The 1,800-nt window shown below is 38.7% G+C and carries 3 protein-coding genes; all 3 read right to left on the bottom strand.

What is annotated here, in order from left to right:
* Positions 1-65 precede the first annotated feature (65 nt).
* On the bottom strand, positions 66-515 hold the full coding sequence (locus tag F6K51_RS36640; RefSeq protein ID WP_293030924.1) for a phytanoyl-CoA dioxygenase family protein: 450 nt from the start codon (positions 513-515) through the stop codon (positions 66-68).
* A 36-nt stretch (positions 516-551) separates the two neighbouring features.
* Positions 552-932, bottom strand: a complete 381-nt coding sequence (locus F6K51_RS36645) for a hypothetical protein (protein ID WP_293030918.1) — start codon at positions 930-932, stop codon at positions 552-554.
* A gap of 160 nt (positions 933-1,092) precedes the next feature.
* A partial coding sequence (locus F6K51_RS36650) for an SRPBCC family protein (protein ID WP_293030921.1) occupies positions 1,093-1,800 on the bottom strand: 708 nt, incomplete at its 5' end.

A 1,800-nucleotide genomic window follows, 5' to 3' on the forward strand; every position in this document is an offset into this window, starting at 1 on the left:
TTAAATTTCTAGGTTCATGTTTTCTCAATCAAGATTATTCGCTGTAACTCTAGTACAAAAATAAATTATTGTGAGTTAGCTCCAAAGTCAGATGTATACCAATTCCAATCGCCAGTCTGATCCTCAAATCCCGATTTGTAAAGTCCATTCTTAATCGCAGAATCAGGAAGTTTATCTAGAGGGATGTAGGGGTGGGATTTTTGACCTTTTTCCTCAACAGGTTGGTTTGAGACAGCGTTATAGTGGCAATGCATTAGGATACGAGTATCATCTGTGTGATTTCCTTGAGAACCATGTATCGTGTTTGCATGAAAGAATACAGCATCGCCAGGTGCCATTTCGCAATCAACAACTTCTAGCCTTTCTATCACTTTTTCCATACGCTTTGGATCGCAGACATCTCCATTACCTCGCAACACAGGTTTAATACGACCCATTAAATGGGACTTTTTGATGACTTGCAAGCAACCATGGGCTTTAGTATTTTCAGTGATAGCCACTGTACAAGTTACAATGTTGGGAAAAAGACAGCCGTCACCATACCAATAGGTCTAACCTTGATGCCAATTTATGACAGTATCATCATATGGCAGCTTTTGAACAATTTTTGAGTGCCAATGATAGCACTCCTCACCTAATATAAGTTCCGCAGTATCGACAATCCGAGTTAATCGAGTCACTACGCTAACCAGACTATCATTTAAACCATTCCAAACAGCAGCATGCCAGGGTTCACCCTTTTGGTTGATGACAGTCCTGAGAGAATTGGCAAGATTGGGATCGTTATCGCAAACTTCCCGGATTAAGCTAACCTCCTCTGAATCAAATAACCCACGGACGATAACATATCCATCTTCGTGATATTGAGTGAGCTGTTCTTGAGTTAAGCGATGAGTTTTCCGTACATCTGTGTCAAATTTCGATGCAATCATTTGAGAGTCCATTTTCTACTGTTATTTTAGAGATTGAGATTTTTGAATCAGATTTCCATCAGTTGTTGTGGAATATGAGTATTGGATTGATATTCGCTATAGCGTTCCTTTATCCTTTCCCCAACAACTTCTGCGAAGACCAATAAATTGGATCTCATTTTCACGACGGTTTTACCACATCCATTGTGGGAGAGACAGTCTTTTTAGATGCTCCCAAACCGCCTAATATATTTCCATCTAGGCTTACAGGAATCATCCTACGGATGTAATCATGAAACTGCTGTTGACCTGCTTCTTTAGTAGGATGATAAGGACCACAGTGTTGCTGACCTTGTTGGTAAAGTGCTTTCCTTCCCTGATGGATCTTGGTCATCAGATCATGGTCTTCATATTCTATTTCGTACATATACTGGTCAAATGCATTTAGAAAGTCTTGATGTTGAGAAAACTGCTCTTCTACCAGACGATATTCGTGAATTGAGCATGTGTCGATGCTTTCTGGTATAACAACTGCAACTAGGGCAAAGCACTGATAAATTTCAATAATAATATTAGGATAAATACAAAGCCAGACAGCACCGTAGTCTTCTGGGAATTTACCAACATATTTGCTATAGCAATCTATATATTCTCGCAGAGCAGAGGTTTTGATTTGAGGTTTTTCTCTAAGATGTATCGCTTGAACAATAAAATCATCTCGGAAAATCGATTCAATATATCTTGAATCGAAAAAGGTTCTAAAGTTAGGATGATATGCTTCTAAGTGGTAATTATCTAGAAAGGTATCCATATAGCTTTTCCAATTTACCTTAACGAAGAAGGGATCATGGGCATAGAACCTTAGCTTCTCGAAGTTAATATTTGTAAA

The sequence above is a fragment of the Moorena sp. SIO3I8 genome, assembly GCF_010692325.1.
In the GTDB taxonomy this organism is placed as follows: domain Bacteria; phylum Cyanobacteriota; class Cyanobacteriia; order Cyanobacteriales; family Coleofasciculaceae; genus Moorena.

Excerpts from the sequence above, each read along its gene's own strand:
- F6K51_RS36645 (WP_293030918.1), bottom strand. The coding sequence starts at position 932 with ATGATTGCATCGAAATTTGACACAGATGTACGGAAAACTCATCGCTTA.